Origin of the sequence: Apibacter muscae (genome assembly GCF_007845635.1) — a bacterium.
GTDB lineage: Bacteria > Bacteroidota > Bacteroidia > Flavobacteriales > Weeksellaceae > Apibacter > Apibacter muscae.
Window position 1 is genome coordinate 20,449 of record NZ_SELG01000038.1, and the last position, 16,777, is coordinate 37,225.

General features: G+C 28.2%; 15 protein-coding genes and 1 tRNA gene. 8 read left to right on the forward strand and 8 right to left on the reverse strand.

Annotated elements, in window-relative coordinates:
- Nucleotides 1-5 precede the first annotated feature (5 nt).
- Together ETU08_RS08745 and ETU08_RS08750 are read right to left on the reverse strand one after the other, a co-directional pair.
- On the reverse strand, nucleotides 6-713 hold the full coding sequence (locus ETU08_RS08745; protein ID WP_146262648.1) for a YqjF family protein: 708 nt from the start codon (nucleotides 711-713) through the stop codon (nucleotides 6-8).
- A 34-nt stretch (nucleotides 714-747) separates the two neighbouring features.
- The gene (locus tag ETU08_RS08750) at nucleotides 748-1,248 is read right to left on the reverse strand and encodes a GbsR/MarR family transcriptional regulator (RefSeq protein ID WP_146262649.1); all 501 of its coding nucleotides are present in this window, start codon (nucleotides 1,246-1,248) and stop codon (nucleotides 748-750) included.
- A 208-nt stretch (nucleotides 1,249-1,456) separates the two neighbouring features.
- Here ETU08_RS08750 and ETU08_RS08755 point away from each other — a divergent pair, with 208 nt between their 5' ends.
- Nucleotides 1,457-2,635, forward strand: a complete 1,179-nt coding sequence (locus ETU08_RS08755) for an acetyl-CoA C-acyltransferase (protein WP_146262650.1) — start codon at nucleotides 1,457-1,459, stop codon at nucleotides 2,633-2,635.
- A 182-nt stretch (nucleotides 2,636-2,817) separates the two neighbouring features.
- Nucleotides 2,818-4,101, forward strand: coding sequence for a DUF6080 domain-containing protein (locus tag ETU08_RS08760; protein WP_146262651.1), 1,284 nt, complete (start codon nucleotides 2,818-2,820; stop codon nucleotides 4,099-4,101).
- A 110-nt stretch (nucleotides 4,102-4,211) separates the two neighbouring features.
- Here the strand turns inward: ETU08_RS08760 and ETU08_RS08765 are convergent, their stop codons facing one another.
- Entirely contained in the window at nucleotides 4,212-5,525 is a 1,314-nt protein-coding gene (locus ETU08_RS08765; RefSeq protein WP_146262652.1) for a Na+/H+ antiporter family protein, read from the reverse strand.
- A 129-nt stretch (nucleotides 5,526-5,654) separates the two neighbouring features.
- Entirely contained in the window at nucleotides 5,655-6,974 is a 1,320-nt protein-coding gene (locus ETU08_RS08770; protein ID WP_146262653.1) for an aspartate kinase, read from the reverse strand.
- 171 nt (nucleotides 6,975-7,145) lie between these two features.
- Here ETU08_RS08770 and ETU08_RS08775 point away from each other — a divergent pair, with 171 nt between their 5' ends.
- Nucleotides 7,146-7,358, forward strand: a complete 213-nt coding sequence (locus ETU08_RS08775; protein ID WP_146262654.1) for a heavy-metal-associated domain-containing protein — start codon at nucleotides 7,146-7,148, stop codon at nucleotides 7,356-7,358.
- A gap of 155 nt (nucleotides 7,359-7,513) precedes the next feature.
- On the opposite strand, the gene ETU08_RS08780 is transcribed toward ETU08_RS08775, so the two are convergent.
- Nucleotides 7,514-7,771, reverse strand: a complete 258-nt coding sequence (locus tag ETU08_RS08780; protein WP_146262655.1) for a hypothetical protein — start codon at nucleotides 7,769-7,771, stop codon at nucleotides 7,514-7,516.
- A 142-nt stretch (nucleotides 7,772-7,913) separates the two neighbouring features.
- Between ETU08_RS08780 and ETU08_RS08785 the strand changes: the two genes are divergently transcribed.
- Entirely contained in the window at nucleotides 7,914-8,312 is a 399-nt protein-coding gene (locus ETU08_RS08785) for a helix-turn-helix transcriptional regulator (protein ID WP_146262656.1), read from the forward strand.
- A 36-nt stretch (nucleotides 8,313-8,348) separates the two neighbouring features.
- On the forward strand, nucleotides 8,349-8,987 hold the full coding sequence (locus ETU08_RS08790) for a SanA/YdcF family protein (protein ID WP_146262657.1): 639 nt from the start codon (nucleotides 8,349-8,351) through the stop codon (nucleotides 8,985-8,987).
- Nucleotides 8,988-9,038: 51 nt separating this feature from the next.
- Here ETU08_RS08790 and ETU08_RS08795 read toward each other — a convergent pair whose 3' ends face one another.
- On the reverse strand, nucleotides 9,039-11,096 hold the full coding sequence (locus ETU08_RS08795; protein WP_146262658.1) for a hypothetical protein: 2,058 nt from the start codon (nucleotides 11,094-11,096) through the stop codon (nucleotides 9,039-9,041).
- 291 nt (nucleotides 11,097-11,387) lie between these two features.
- Nucleotides 11,388-11,459: transfer RNA gene (locus ETU08_RS08800), tRNA-Arg, on the reverse strand.
- 151 nt (nucleotides 11,460-11,610) lie between these two features.
- Here ETU08_RS08800 and ETU08_RS08805 point away from each other — a divergent pair.
- On the forward strand, nucleotides 11,611-14,079 hold the full coding sequence (locus tag ETU08_RS08805; RefSeq protein ID WP_146262659.1) for a heavy metal translocating P-type ATPase: 2,469 nt from the start codon (nucleotides 11,611-11,613) through the stop codon (nucleotides 14,077-14,079).
- A gap of 62 nt (nucleotides 14,080-14,141) precedes the next feature.
- Complete coding sequence (locus tag ETU08_RS08810; RefSeq protein ID WP_185145307.1) at nucleotides 14,142-15,125, forward strand: endonuclease/exonuclease/phosphatase family protein; 984 nt, start codon at nucleotides 14,142-14,144, stop codon at nucleotides 15,123-15,125.
- Here the strand turns inward: ETU08_RS08810 and ETU08_RS08815 are convergent, their stop codons facing one another.
- On the reverse strand, nucleotides 15,126-15,518 hold the full coding sequence (locus ETU08_RS08815; RefSeq protein WP_146262661.1) for a hypothetical protein: 393 nt from the start codon (nucleotides 15,516-15,518) through the stop codon (nucleotides 15,126-15,128). It lies immediately after the preceding gene.
- Between the two features lie 103 nt (nucleotides 15,519-15,621).
- Between ETU08_RS08815 and ETU08_RS08820 the strand changes: the two genes are divergently transcribed.
- Complete coding sequence (locus ETU08_RS08820) at nucleotides 15,622-16,296, forward strand: hypothetical protein (RefSeq protein ID WP_146262662.1); 675 nt, start codon at nucleotides 15,622-15,624, stop codon at nucleotides 16,294-16,296.
- Nucleotides 16,297-16,777: the final 481 nt, after the last annotated feature.

The following is a 16,777-nucleotide window of genomic DNA, read 5'->3' on the forward strand; positions in this document are numbered from 1 at the left end:
AACTATTAATGAATCGTCCTAAATGTTTGAACAGCTATTTCAGAACCTTCAACTAAGAATACAGAAGAAGGTTTTAGTTCGTTTAATAAGGAAAAACGCTCTCCATAAAGCTCTCCAAAATCTATAGAATAGTTGTAGTCTTTAATTTGATATTTTTCCCATTTGGGGTGAGTTACTTCGTATTCAGTTGTTTTTAGCGGATTGACTTTTGTATAACCCCAATAATGTTCAGCAATAAATTCAGCCTCAGTTCCAATACCTAGTTGTTCTTTTTTAGAAGATGCAATAGCTTCCATAAAATAATTTTTATTTTTAAATTTCCAATTATATTTAATGGCTAAATCATCTTCTAAATTCCATTGGTGAGACATGGGTAAAGTTTTGTAATTTTCTTTATATAAAGTATTTGCAACAAAGGTTATTGCATTTTTAGGGACAATTTCTTTAATAAAAACTACCCCTCTTTTAACTAAGTTGCTCTCCTCTCTCTTCACATAAAAACGAAGGTTTACCTCTTCAAAATTTATATGAAAAGGGATAGGAATGCCTAGAACACGAGTGTTTAAAAACATAAAACCTACTAAGCTAACATAGCAGTTTCCATTCCATAAATCTATCTTTGTTCCTTTAGGTACAAAATCACTAATTATATCTGGAGGTATAATAAAGTTAATCATTACTAATTTTCTCCATTCAGCAGTTAAAAAATTCATAAGGTGGTTAGGGTTTTTATTTAATTATAAATGATTAATTCAATAATTTTGAAATTTTATCAAAAAACCATGAGTTTTCCAGTTTAAGTATGGAATTGATGATGCGGTTGGATTTTTTAGTTACCTTGTAAATTTCAGCTATAACTTTTTTGAACTCTTTTCCTTCGTTAGTAGAATCATTTACTTCCTTTAATTCATTCATGGTTGAAATAATGCTTTCCAATTCTCTTTTTTTTCTTTCCTTTACAATACGTTTAAACATCTCAAGAATATCTTTTTCTGCTTTAAAATATTCTTTTCTATCTCCAGGGACTAGTTCTTTAGTTATAAGATCCCAATCCAACAAAGCACGAATATTTGTATTTGCATTTCCTCTTGAAATTTTTAATTCATCCATAATTTCTTCTGTTGATAGAGCTTTTGGGCTTATTAACAATAATGCATGAATTTGTGCCATGGTACGATTGGTTCCCCATTGAGAAGCCAAGGTCCCCCAAGTTTGAATATATTTTTCTTTAGCCTCTTGTAATTCCATAGATTAAAAATAGAAAAAATATTTTAATTTTCAAATATTTCAGAAATATTTGAAAATATTTTAATTAAAGATTATATTACTATGCAAAAAAAGTAGCTGTAAAGTTTCTGATTTATGAATATTTGTACTTCCAAATAAAATAAATGTATGGTTTTGAGGTTATAATTGGTAAATTTACTTTTAATTAAACCATTCCAATATAATATAAATGAAAGAAGTTGTAATAGTATCTGCAGTAAGAACCCCCATAGGAAGTTTTTTAGGAAGCCTTTCTTCTTTATCTGCTACTGAATTAGGCGCTATAGCTATCGAAGGAGCTTTAAAAAAAATAAATTTAGGTCCTTCGCAAATTCAAGAAGTTTTTATGGGAAATGTTTTACAAGCCAATGTTGGGCAAGCTCCTGCAAGACAAGCTGCATTAAAAGCAGGTTTGTCTTCTACAATACCTTGTACAACTATAAATAAAGTATGTGCTTCGGGGTTGAAGTCAGTAATATTAGGAGCTCAAACCATAAAGGCAGGAGATAATACTACGGTAATTGCTGGAGGAATGGAATCCATGTCCCAAGTTCCCTATTATATAACCAATGGAAGAATTGGAAGCAAATTTGGAGATCAAAAAATGTTAGATGGACTAATTAAAGATGGTTTAACGGATGTATATGATCAAAAACATATGGGTTGTTTTGCAGATATTTGCGCCAAAGAATATGGGATTTCAAGAGTAGAACAAGATGAATTTGCAATTGCTTCCTATACTAGGGCAAAAGAAGCTTGGGAAGAGGGGAGGTTTAAGGATGAGATTGTTTCCGTCCCTGTTCCTCAAAGGAAACAAGATCCAATTGTAATATCAGAAGATGAGGAATATAAAAAAATTAATTTTGATAAGTTGAAAAGCCTTTCTGCTGTATTTTCTAAAGAAGGAACTGTAACTGCTGCGAACGCTTCTACTTTAAACGATGGAGCCTCTGCATTAGTTTTAATGTCAATGGAAAAAGCACAAGAATTGAATTTACAACCTTTAGCTAAAATTATAGGATATGCAGATGCCTCTTACGAGCCTTCTAAATTTACAGTAGCACCTTCCAAAGCAATTCCTCTAGCATTGGAGAAAGCAAATCTTTCTTTAGATCAAATAGATTATTTTGAATTTAATGAAGCTTTTTCAGTGGTAGGATTGGCGAATGCAAAAATTTTAAATTTATCATTGGACAAAATTAATGTAAATGGTGGAGCTGTTTCTTTGGGGCATCCTCTCGGGAATAGTGGTTCACGCATACTTGTAACACTTATAAATGTACTTAAACAAAAAAATGGAAAATATGGTGCAGCTGCGATCTGTAACGGAGGTGGAGGTGCTAGCGCTATTATTATTGAAAGAATTTAATGATATTTTGTTATATTGAATTATGAATGATAAAGTATATATTTATCATATTTATAATGGATTCTAATGTGAGAATTAATTTATTTTATTTAAGTTGCGAGAAAATTAAAAAATATATAATAGAATTATTTTTAAATTAATATTTTACAAATATTTATAACTATTAAAAAAAACTGCATTTTATGGAAAAGCGTAAATTTACTGTCATTACAGATTATTTATCAATTCTTTTACCTAAAACCAAGTATGAATATTTAGTTTTATTATTTTCATTGATTTTATATTATCCAATTGGAGTTTATTTATCTCTTACAACTGATATTATTGATAAAGATGGTAGAGTTGATATGTACTTTGGATTTGATAATTCCATATGTTTAAAATATGGAAGTATGTTTGAAGTGACACACCCCATCAATGGAATTTTATACTTTCCTATTATTTGTTTAAATTATATTATTAATGCAGTAGGGTATAGTCCTAAAATATATACTTTAATAGTAGTTTTTTTATGCGCTTTTTTTGTTTCCTATTCAAATTTATTCGTATATAAATATTTAACTAAAATTTTAAAATTAAATATAAAAGAAACTTTAATTATTATTTTTCCGTATACATTTTATACATGTAATTTATTACTTTCATTTACACCAGAAACATTTACTTTCTCGTTATTTTTACTATCGCTTAATATATTTTTAGTTTCTTATTTTATTTCTAATAATAAAAAAATTCATACCTTATATTATGTTTTTATAGGAACATTGATTGGAGGACAAACCATAACTAATACGCCGAAAGCAATGATTCCAATTTTATTTGAGAATAAGCTTAGCAAGAAGAATTATGTTAATGTATTTAAAAAATTATTTATTTCATCACTATTAATTGCTTTAATAATACTTGCTTCCCTTAGGTTTAGAGTGCTTGAATTTTTAGGTGTTAATATGGAGAGGGCTGAAATGTTTGCATTTCTAAAAAATCTAAAACATGGGATTCATGAATATTTTATTTCACAATTTTTTGGTGGTAATATTTTATTTCCTAAAGTTTATCTTTCAAAAACTAATGTTTGGGGTACAGAAAATTTAGGAGGAATATATTCTTATTTTTATGATTCTTGGACGCAGTATTTATGCATATTTGCAATTATTATAATAATGCTAATCGGCATATTTAAAAATTATAAATCAAGATTAATTTGGATACCTGTAATTTCTTTTGGTGTTGATTTTTTTCTTCATATGATCTTGAAATTGGGCTTATTTGAAAGTATAATCTACGGTGGGCATTTCATATTTATTGTACCAATTCTTCTGGGATGGTCTTTCTATAGAAATTCTTCAAAAAAATACTATAATATTTTGTGTATAGTATTAAGTATTCTAGGACTTTATATTATTTATAATAATACATTTGAAATCATTGAGTTTGTTCGTTTGGCTCAAATTGAATTTCCCCATTGATAAATATTTTACACGTAAAATATTTCTATATTAAAAAAAATCAATCTAGATATTGTAAATAATTACTATATCTAGATTGATAATATATCACAAAGACTACAAAATATTTTTTATAACATTAAGGATGCAATCCATCCGGCTAAAAAAAGAGGTATATTATAATGTATAAATGTTGGTATAACAGTGTCTTTTATATGATCATGTTGACCATCGATATTTAGCCCGGCTGTAACAGATAAAGAAGAATCAGAAGCAGGTGATCCGGTATCTCCAATGGCGCCTGCTGCACCAATTAAACATACCGTTGCCATAGGAGAAAAGCCCATTTTTATGCATAAGGGAACGTAAATTGCAGCTATTACAGGAATGGTTGAAAAAGATGAACCAATCCCCATAGTAATAATTAAACCCACAAGTAACATAAAGAAGGATGCTACAATTTTATTTTCTGAAAATAAAGAAATACTGGCGTTTACAAGGCTAGGTATTTCACCGGTTTCATTAAGAACTTCTGCGAATCCTTGGGCAGTTATCATAACAAAACCGATCATAGCCATCATTTTAACACCTTCCACAAAAGTATCATCAACCTCTTTACGCTTAATAATTCCCGTACCAACAAATAATAAAAACCCAGCGAGAGCACCTAAAATCATAGAGTTTGAATATAGTTGCACGGCAAATGCTACTACAATGGCAATCAAACATATATAAATGGATCTTTTATTTAATTTAATTTCTAGCTTTTCCGTATTTTTTATCTTACCCTCACTGTATTTTCTCGGCTTTCTGTAAGAAATAAAAATTGAAAAAAGCAACCCGAATAACATACCTAGAGCAGGAATACTCATAGCTTCCATAACGTTAACATTGGATACATCCATACCTGCTTTAGATATATTTGCCATTAGAATTTCATTTAAAAAGATATTACCAAATCCAATCGGAAGGAACATATAAGGGGTAACTAAACCAAATGAAATAATGCAGGCCATCATTCTTCGGTCTAGATTTAATTTAGCCATTACAAACAATAAAGGAGGAATTAAAATAGGTATAAAAGCAATATGGATAGGTAAAATATTTTGAGAAGAAATACTAACTAAACCAATAACGGTAATCAACAGCCATTTTATTTTAGTTTTACTACCGCCATGGGTTAGGCTATTTATAATAATGTTAGACAAGGCATGCGGCAATCCAGATTTTGAGATAGAAATTGCAAATACACCCAGCAATGCGTAAGACAATGCAATTGATGCGCCATTTTTGATTCCTTCGTTAAAGGCTTCCATAGTATGAGACAGAGACATGTTTGCTAATATACCAGCGGTAATAGATCCCACCAATAAACTAATTAAAACATGTACCCGAAGTCCTGAAAGAATAAGCATTATTAAAACGGCGATTAGAACAGCATTCATTGATTTTATTTATTTTAAATTTTAGATTTGTTGCAAATGTATTTTATTTTTAAAAAATTAAATATGGTTTAAAGTAAAAAGGCGAAAAATTAAATATTTTTTCGCCTTTTTAAATATCTACTTATCAAATTAATAGCCAAAAAGTTTATGGTTTAGAGCTTTTAATGCTTCTTTTTTATATTCGCTATCTATAACTACTGTTACATTATGTTCGCTACCTCCATACGAAATCATATGTAAAGGAATTTCTTTAAAAGCTTCAAGAATTTGCACTCCATATCCGGCTTTGTTTTTTGCTATATTTCCCACAATAGCAATGATGGTTTGATCTTTAACAACATCCACTTGTGCAATTTTTGAAAGCTCATGCACAATAGCCTCTAAGTGATTAGAATTATCTATGGTTAGTGAAACTGCAACTTCAGAAGTTGTAATAACATCAATGGATGTTTTATATTTTTCAAAAATCTCAAAAATTGTTTTTAGGAAGCCATGTGCCAAAAGCATTCTACCACTTTTTATGGTAATTACAAATATATTATCTTTGGCTGCCACTGCACGTATTCCATCCGGCGTTTTTAAATTTCCAATTAAAGTGCCTGGAGCTTCCGGTTGCATTGTATTTTTCAAAGCCACCGGAATTCCTCTTTTTTGTGCAGGTAGTATACACGTAGGATGTAAAATTTTTGCACCAAAGTAGGCTAGTTCCGCAGCTTCATCAAAACTCAGTTCTTGAATAGGATGTGTTTTTTCTACAAATCGAGGGTCGTTATTATGCATTCCGTCTATATCCGTCCATATTTGTATCTCTTTTGCATCTAAAACAGAACCAATAATGCATGCCGTATAATCACTACCACCGCGTTGTAAATTATCAATATCCCCCTGCGCATTTCTACATATGTATCCTTGTGTAATAAAAAAATCTATATCCGGATATTTCTTTATTTCCTCTTTAATATGGTTTTCAATATAAACCATATCGGGTTCATTTTCACGAGTAATACGCATAAAATCTAAAGCCGGTAAAAGAATTGACTTTTCTCCGATTTCACTTAAATAATAATGAAACATGGTAGTACTTAATAGTTCTCCTTCCGCAAGAATAACCTTTTCTTCCTTTTCTGTAAATAAAGGATATTTTAGAAAAGAACGAAGATAATTAAAGTGAGTATTTATAAATTCTTTGGCTTTATCTAGTATGCTAGGATTCTTATATAAGTTAGCTAATTCAATTTGGTACTTTTTTTCTAAATCTTCAATTAAATCATTGGCTTTAGCAGAATTCTTTTCGTACAAAGCATTAGATATTTCAACCAAAGCATTGGTAGTTCCACTCATAGCAGACAAAACCACTAATTTAGGCGAAAAATTTTCTGTTAATTTCGCTAAATTTTTAATACGTTCAGCACTTCCAACACTGGTGCCACCAAATTTTAATACTAGCATTTGTTATTTTTTTATAAGATCCTTACAAATATAAGTATTTGTATAGATTTGCTAGAATGATATTTATACACTTGCATTAAAATGTATTTGTGATGAAGATATAATAATTTTTAATATAGATTTCACCCATAAATTAGCATGAATTTTGCCGTATAACTGAAAAATAGATTTATGTCAACATTAAAATTTAAAACAAATATAGATTGTGGAGGTTGTGTAAAAGCGGTTACTCCGTCTTTGTCTAAAGTGGAAGGTATTACTAAATGGGAGGTAGATACCACTAACCCAGAAAAAATTCTTACCGTTGAAGGGTCTAATGAAATAGAAGAGGAGGTGGTAAAAGCTGTGAAAAAAGCTGGATTTACCATTAAGAAAATGGAATAATTAGCATATTAATTTTATTATAAATATAAAGATAAATTAGACTTTATGAATTGAACCCATAGTTATAATTTATCTTTATTTTTTATTAATATAATTGAAGAATGCTTGCTTTAAATTTTAGTATTTACTAAGATTACATTTCAAACTTTAAAATACTAATTTTCCGATATTTTATCCAACCGATCTAACAATTCAAATTCCCCATGAGGTATAAGGGATTTAGCTATTTCTAATAAATTTAAAACATCTATTATAAAATCCTTATTACATTCTTTTTTATAATTAAAGAGGTGAGATTGACAGCTATTAATAATTGATATAATATTAAAACTTAAATTTTGGAAATTTACTGCTCCGATATTCATAAAACGAAGCCCTCGGTTTTCTTTTATTTCTTTTAAAAGTGCTCCCATGTTTGAATTTTAATATACAAAAAAAGTATAACTTTATCGGATTAAAAATATCGGAACAGAAAAAATATAACTACAGAGACAAAATATATTTTCCGCATATTATATTTTTTATTTTTGTAAACCAATTAAATAGATATAAAATATGAATTTAGATACCACCCATAAAAGAGTACATCAAGGAAGAAATATAAAAAGATTACGGGAAATGCTAGGTGTCAAACAAGAGACATTAGCTATTGAGTTGGATGTTACCCAAGCAACTGTCTCTAAGCTAGAGGCAAAGGAAGAGCTGGAAAAGGATATGTTGGAACGTATTGCTAAGGTTTTAAAAATACCAGTGGAGGCTATTGAGAATTTTAATGATGAAGGAGCATTAAATTTTGTAGCAAATAATTTTCATACCAGTGATACAGCTACAGGATTAACTATAACTTTCAATCCTATAGATAAAATAGTAGAATTGTATACGGAGAAAGAAGCTTTGTATGAACGTATGATAAAAGAAAAAAATGATCTCATTGAAAGATTGCTAGAGAAGTAAACTCAATGGCCAACCTAAAACTAACTTCTAAATTTTATGAATCTCAAAAAATTATTGAAAATTGCAATAGCATTTGTTATACTACTTCTAGTAATAATTGTTCTGGCAGATTGGGCAGTTTCCCGTTTATCTAAAAAATATTTGTACGATTCAACGGAACAAATTCCAGCCAATCGGGTAGCGATGGTTTTAGGAACTTCAAAAAAACTGCAAAGCGGACAAAATAATTTATATTTTGTTTACCGAATAAAGGCAGCTGCCGATCTTTACCATGCAGGCAAAGCTACTATTTTTGTAGTAAGTGGAGATAATAGCCAGAAAGACTACAACGAATCCCAAGACATGAAAGACGATTTGGTTAAAGCAGGAGTGCCCGCCGATAGTATATTTTTAGATAATGCTGGATTGAGAACTCTGGATTCGGTTATCCGAATGAAAGAAATATTTGGGCAAAATAAATTTACGATTGTATCGCAAAAATTTCATAACGAAAGAGCTATAACCCTGGCTCGCCATTACGATATAGAAGCCGTTGGCTACAATGCCCAAGACGTTACGGCTTATTACGGATTTAAAACAATGCTTAGAGAAAAACTGGCGCGGGTAAAAATGTTCATAGACTTAATTCTAAATAAACAACCCAAATTTTTAGGCGAAAAAATAAAGTTGCCTTAAAAGGGAATCAGTAAATTAAAACAAACCTTAATTAGGAAATACTAATAACAATTATTTTGTATATCTCTCAATTAATTTTTGTTTTCTTTCCTCAATTTTTTCTTTATTAAAAAGTCTATTATAAATAAATTTAATCAAAAACATAATTATTGTAAGAGGTATAAGAAAAATATATTTATTAATATCTTTCTCAATAGAACCATCATTAAGTTTATTCACATGATTTTTATAAATTGAAATTATATTCCAATTTTTATCTGTAAAAAAGAAAGAAAAATATATATAAAATAAACACATTACTAAAATAAAAAATGCCCAATATGCTCTTAATTTATATTTTCTTAAGCCATCTTTTACTTTTAAATTAAGTAGTTCTTGTTTTATTTTATTGTTTTCTTCTTCTGTTTTATCTTTTTCTAGTTTTTCGTTATCTTTTTGTTGTTTTAAATTATCAATCGCATTACTTGTATTTTCTTGATAGCGTTCAAATTTTTTTATATTTCTTTTTAATTCTTTTTGAATTGCTTCTAAATCTTGTTCAAGTTTTGTTTTTGCAAATGTTTTTGAATTTTCAATAATTTGTTCTTCATTAAATGATTTTTTTAATATTCCATTGAATTTTATATTTATCATTTCAGAAATAATACTATTTTGTTGTGAAAAATCAGATGTTATTTCTGAAATTCCTTGTAAAATCAATTGTAGATTTTCATTTGATATTTGTTTTTCAGAATTATGTATATTTAAAAAACTAACGAAACTCTTAAAGTCATCATTAGTTCTATTAAGATACCTCAATAAGATACTCATCCATTGGGAAGGTAGTAAAACAATAGGAGTAGACTTATTACTAATATAATCCCATCTTCTCAAATATTGGTCAGATGATATCATAAAATATTTACAGTCAAAAATATTTACATAAAGTCCTTTCCTAAGGGTATCAATCAAATAAATGTTTTTAGCGTCAAAAATACTTGATTCATAATAATTCGACCAATCCTTCTTTTGTGATTTATAAGTATTTATTTGTGATGCTTTATCTAATATTAATTCCTGAATTTTTTCATCTTTAAAATCAAAATGTGTTTTATAATTTGTTTGTATACAATACTTATTTTTTAACATTTCGATTTCACTAAGGATATGAGACTGAAATAAATCTAAATTAGCATTACTTCTATTTTTCTTCCATTTATGGAAATATAGTAAAAAGTCGGAATTTTTACTGTACTGCATAAATATATCTGAGTTGATTTTGATAGAATTAACTTTATTAAGTGATTTTACATAATAGTTTATTGTGGATTTTAATTCTTCAATAGTAAAAGTAGAAATGTATAAATGCTCATCAGCATCTTTAAATTTTTCTAGAAATGTAATAGTTTGCTTTTGTCTATTTTCACCATTAATCCCTATAGCTCTAAATATTATATTTGTATCTAAATAAAAAATTTTATTCCTTAAATTCTCTAATTTAAAATTATTACCTTTTTTATTTGATATTAAACAGTATTCAAGAGCTAAACTAGAGATATCAAAAACAACTTTATTTTTTTCATCATTTTCCCAATTTAAAAAAGAATTAATAATGTCAATTTCTATCTGATTAAATTCTAAGTTATTGATATTTATTATGTCTTCAATTTTTATATTAGGATTTATTAATTTGGAAAAGCTAGTAATATTAGTTTGGAAAACTTCATATAAAAATCTATATATAATTTGCTTTAAATCATTAATATTTAATTGCTCAACCTTATTTATTTGGTGGAATTGAGATATAAAATAATCTATATTATTGCTACTTACTTTTTTCTTTAAAAATTCAAATCTATTTAATGTTAGACTAATATTTAATTCATTTGTCTTACAAGGAGAAATAATAAAATACTCATTACATGATACGATTTCTCTAATTTCGTCTACCATAAAAATAAATTCATATTTATCTTGAATGACTTCAATTAATTTATGAATTGGATGTATCTCATTATTATTATCTAAGAAAACTGATTCAATTATTTTCCTATTTATAGTCTTAGTACTAACTTCATAATTATTGTCAGCATATAATATAGCAGCAAGTCTAAAAATATTAGAATTCATATTTTTCATTTATATATAAACATTATATCAAATTCCAAATGTATGAAAACTATAATGAACTTATTAATATAAATTAAATCTCTCATAACTTGCTAAATAAAGAAGTATTAACTTTAATTATAAATTTAATATTAAAAGGTTGTATGACTATTTTAAAACAGGAGATTTTTCAGGGAAGGCATATGAAACATATGCAGGGAGATTAGAATTAGCAGAATGATTTTAAATAATTTTTTAAATATTAAAACAAAGAAGATCTAATGTCCTTTAACATTAGATCTTCTTTATTTGTAGCCCCAGCGAGGATCGAACTCACATCTAAAGTTTAGGAAACTTTTGTTCTATCCATTGAACTATGAGGCCAAATTTTGATTTGCGAATTTAATAAAAAATATCTAAATGAACATAAAACCTAAATTTCAGAATTATTATACCCGTAATAAGTTTCAGAATATAACTTAGAAATATGGAATAATTTGTGTAGATACTAATGAATATCGAATAGCAGTATATAATGAGTGTTGAAAACAATATTTCTCTTAAAAAGGTAAGTTTAGCCATAGTAAATCTAAATAATAAGCATGAAATTCAAATTATCTCTGACGGAGTTAATCATTTAGATGGTGTTAAAAATCTTAAAATAGATCTTAATACCAAGAATATAAGTTTTGAGATAGATAAAGGAGAGGATCAAGCAGAGGTTATATGGGATGTGTTTAATAATTTGAAAGACCTAGGTTTTAAGATACAAACAACCAAAAAAAATTATCCAGTCTTACAGTTAAGTTGTGCTTCCTGTGCCAATAGTAGTCAAAATGTTTTAAGACTTCAGCCTGGAGTTATTTCCGCTTCTGTAAATTATGCCAATGAAGAAGCAACCATTGAGTATATTCCAAGTTTAATCACACCGGAAGATTTTAAAAAATCTTTGCAAGAAATAGGCTATGATCTGTTAATTGATGAAAGTGAGGAAGGTCAGGAAGCTTTGGAAGATATTCAAAAGAAAAATTTTCATCAATTAAAATTTAAAACTATAGCTTCCCTGTTGTTTTCCATACCTTTGGTTGTTATTGCTATGGTACCTAAACTCATGCATCAACCTTGGGCTAATTTTGCAATGTGGATTTTAGCTACTCCAGTAATATTTATTTTTGGAAGAAATTTTTTTATAGGAGCTTATAAACAAGCCAAACACCGTTCTGCTAATATGGATACATTAGTGGCCTGTAGTACGGGAGTTGCCTATATTTATAGTGTTTTTAATACTTTATTTCCACATTTTTGGGAAAATAAAGGATTGAGTGCGCATGTTTATTTTGAAGCATCTGCAGTGGTAATCTCATTTGTATTGTTAGGTAAAATACTAGAAGAAAAAGCGAAAGGAAATACCTCTTTAGCCATAAAAAAATTAGTAGGGTTACAACCTAAAGTTGTAACTGTAATATATGAAGATGGAAAGCAAGCCCAGTTACCTATTAAATCTATACAGAAAGGAATGAAAGTTCTAGTCAAACCAGGAGAAAAAATAGCAGTAGATGGCAAAGTTATTTCAGGGTCTTCATTTGTTAATGAAAGTATGATAAGTGGAGAACCCTTAGCCGTAGAGAAAATTAAAGATTCAAATGTATATGCTGGAACATTAAATGAGAAGGGAAGTTTTGTATATCAAGCGGAAAAGGTGGGGAGCGAAACTTTACTATCACAAATAATTAAATCTGTTAAAGAAGCTCAAGGAAGTAAAGCACCGGTGCAAAAAGTGGTTGATAAAATAGCTGGGATTTTTGTACCGATCGTTTTTGGTATTGCTTTTTTTACTTTTTTTATTTGGTTATTCTTTGGAGGAACCCATGGATTTATTTACGGGTTGCAATGCTTGGTAACTGTGTTAGTGATTGCTTGTCCCTGCGCCTTAGGCTTGGCAACACCCACAGCAATTATGGTAGGCATAGGAAAAGGAGCAGAATTAGGAATACTAATTAAAGATGCGGAAAGCTTAGAAGCTGCAAAGAATATTGATGTGGTAGTTTTAGATAAAACGGGAACTATCACGGAAGGCAAGCCTAAAGTATATGATTCTAAATGGTTTGTTCCAAAAGATCAGTACCTAGTAAATCTTCTTTATAGTATGGAGAAATCTTCTGATCATCCTTTAGCAAATTCTGTGGTAAAAAATTTAGAAACTGATTCTCCAAAATTTATTTCAAATGTTCATTTAGAAAATATAGTAGGTAAAGGTATTCAAATTACTTACGAAAATATAAACTATTTTGTTGGAAGTTTAGCCTTAATGAAGGAAAAACAAGTTTTAATATCTAATGATGTGGAAGAATGGATGTTGGAACAATTAAAACAAATTCGCACAGTAATATTTTTTGGTAGCGAAAGTAAGATTTTATCCGCATATTCCATTTCAGATGCAATAAAACCTTCCTCCTCCAAAGCTATTGCTTGTTTAAAACAAATGGGTATTGAGGTGGTTATGCTAACGGGAGATAATGAACATACGGCTAAAGAAGTTTCAAAATCAGTTGGAATAGAAAAATATAAAGCAGAAGTTTCTCCTAAGGATAAAATTGATTATGTAAAAAATCTTCAATCAATTCAAGCACATTCAGGGAAAAATACGGTTGTTGCTATGATTGGGGATGGAATAAATGATAGCGCAGCATTGGCACAATCCGATGTAAGTATTGCCATGGGAAATGGTTCTGATGTTGCTATTGAAGTAGCAAAAATGACCATTATTTCTGGAGATTTATTAAAAGTTCCACAAGCGATAAAACTCTCCCAGCGTACGGTTAAAACCATTCAACAAAATCTATTCTGGGCTTTTATATATAACCTTATAGGTATTCCTATTGCGGCAGGGATATTGTATCCTATCAATGGATTTTTACTAAATCCAATGATAGCAGGGGCAGCTATGGCACTAAGTAGCTTAAGTGTAGTAGGAAATAGTTTACTCTTAAAATATAGAAGTTAATGCTAGAGGTATAGTGTTTATTTTACAATCAAATTCCAAAAAGGCAAGAAAAAAAGCTATTTTTGTTTAAAGAATTTAAACAAATGCACCATACCATAGCTTTTTATAATGTAGAGAATTTGTACGATATAGTTAAAGACAAAAATAAATTGGACGATGATTATACTTATTACGGTAAAAAATCTTGGACGTTAAACAGATACAAACATAAACTTATAAAAATTGCGAAAACCATATCATTAATAGGGGAGGAAGAAACCAGCCGCTTACCTACATTTTTTGGATTATGCGAGATTGAAAATAAAAAAGTTATAGAAGAATTATTGAAAGAATTTCCATTTCGCGCCAATTATGGTTATGTGCATACCGATTCGTTGGATGAAAGAGGTATAGATACCGCTTTTTTTTATAACAAAGAATTTTTTACTCTTGAAAAATACGATTTTATTCGCATACCTGTTTACAACAACCAAGGGGTAAGAGATTATACTCGAGATATAACCTATGCCCAAGGAAAATTCGTTGGAAAAGACATACATTTTTTCGTTCTACATTTACCTTCAAAAAGAGAAAACGATAGCAATAAACCTAAACGTATTGTATTATTACACAAATTAAGAGAAAGAATTGATGAAATATTTAATAATGAATGTGATGCTCAGATCATAATAATGGGCGACTTAAACGAAAATCCTACAGCTGAATATTTAACTAAAGAACTTCATTGTAAAAAATATGAATCAGATTTAAATAGTACAGATTTTTACAATCCCTATGAAAATCTATATTCTGAGAGAAAATATAGTACTTATCATCACAAAAAAGGTCTTTTATTTGATCAAATCCTATTATCTGCCTCATTCTTTAAAAAAGAAAGTCAGTTAATTTATAAAAAAGCTGAAATTTTCAACAAGTCCTATCTACAAAATAAAGAAAGAGGGAAATTAGGCACTCCATGGAGGACTTATACAGGAAGTAGATACCTTGGGGGGTATAGCGATCATTATCCTGTATATGTTGTCATTGAAACAGCCAATCAAGGATAATTATTTTTTTAAAGATTCTTCAGTTTTAAAAAATTTTTTCTTTAAAGAATGAATAATTTCTTTTTGAGCAGAGAAAACTTCAAAAAGAAAATCTTTATCTTTAGATTCTTCAGAATTAGAAGTTTCGGAGTATTTATTATTATCATCTACCGATTGATTATCCATAATTAGCATTTTACCTTTTCCAGTTAATAACCAAGTAGGATTTAATTCAGGAAATGTAATTAATATTTTTTCAATAGTATCTGTATGCAAGCCAGATTTATTTTTTCTTGCTCTGCCAATTAATCCAATGGATAGTCCTGCAATTTTGGTAATTTGATTATCATTAAGGCATTTAAAATCCATAAATTCAACAAGGCGATCTATGGTAAATTTAGTTTTAGTGTTCATAACTTTATTAACAACGATATAGAAAAAATTATAAATTTGTAATCAAAGATACAAAATAAGATAGATATTTATCAATATTTTTATTATCAAAATTATTTATACTATGATAAAACAAGATTTATTAGATAATATAATTGATGTTTTTCAAAAAGATGTTCATTTTGAATATATTGATTTTAAAATTAATATTATTCAAGATACTTTAAATATAACTTCATTAATTAATCCGGAGCATTATATAATGTTTCAAGATAAAAATCATTTTAAAGAAGAAAAAGATGAATATGAAATATATGGAGAATGTGTTCCTGGTCGTTATTCATCTTATGATAGTTTTACTTTAAATAAAAAAACTGATGTTTATGAAAAGATAAAAATATGGCTGGAATCTTTATGGAATGAAATATCATTAAAATCACCATTAAAAATTATTGAAGAAGAACAAGAGGAAATTAATAAAATTTGTGAAAAATTTAATGATTATGAAAATGATTACTTTACTACAGAGGAAATTTTAAAAGCCAAAGAAGAATTAAATAAACTGAGAAGAATATTGGGAATTGAGATAATGAATATTGTAGATGAAGAACAAGAACAAAAAAAAGAGTTTGAAATGCTCTACAGTCATTTTGATTCTTTAGAGAAAATGCTTCCCTCATTAAGAAGAAAGGGATGGGCAAGGAGTTTAACTGGAAGGGTTTTTCATAATGTTAAGAGAGTGTTAGAACAAAGACAGAAAAAAATTCTTGAAAATGCAAATTTGAATTTTGAATTATAGTTTAAAATAGTTCTTTATAAGAAGAATTGAAAATTTTCTATATCACTTACTGGTTTTTATTAGTAAGTGACCTTGTTGTAAAATATTCAATAATATATACCACAAAAAAACTTTATTAGAACTGATTAAAAAATAAATAGGAACTATAATTAAAAGCTAATAACATTGATATAACTAGTAGATAAACTTTTAACTAGACTAATTTCTAACATTTACAATATTTATTAGGGAATAATTATTTTAATCATCTAATTTATTAGATTTTTTTGTTAAAATTTTTATAATTAATTGAAAAAAAACAATAAAAATGTTTGTGTTTAGAAAAAAGTCTATATATTTGTAGTGTATTAAAAAATACACCACTAAAAAACTTTATATAAGAGCTAATTTAAAATAAATAGGAACTAGAATTAAGAGCTAATAACACTAAAATGACTAATAAATAAACTTTTGACTAGACTAATCTAACATTTACAACATT